Consider the following 239-nt stretch of genomic DNA (forward strand, 5'->3'; position numbering starts at 1 on the left):
ACAATATCAGTTTTGGATTTTCTTCACGTAGTTCTTTTAACAAATATTTGGCTTTGCCGTATGGAACAGTTGTCTTTCTACCATCATATTCAGATTTCATAAGTTCGTTTTTGTGTTTCTTTTGTAGTGTTGTATCATACTTACCAAGTGGTATTTTTGTGCTACCAACAGTTGTTGGTTTATTAGAAAATTCATTAAATGTTATCTTTGATAATCGTTTGGTTTTTCCAACCTTTCTG

Annotated in this window: 1 protein-coding gene; it reads right to left on the bottom strand. The window is 31.0% G+C overall.

Annotation, left to right across the window (positions count from 1 at the left end; genetic code table 11):
* Positions 1 to 239 (bottom strand): hypothetical protein (locus COZ07_RS07340; RefSeq protein WP_406607921.1); only part of this gene is annotated, 239 nt, incomplete at both ends.

The sequence above is a fragment of the Candidatus Infernicultor aquiphilus genome (assembly GCF_002784285.1).
Taxonomy (GTDB): domain Bacteria; phylum Atribacterota; class Phoenicimicrobiia; order Phoenicimicrobiales; family Phoenicimicrobiaceae; genus Infernicultor; species Infernicultor aquiphilus.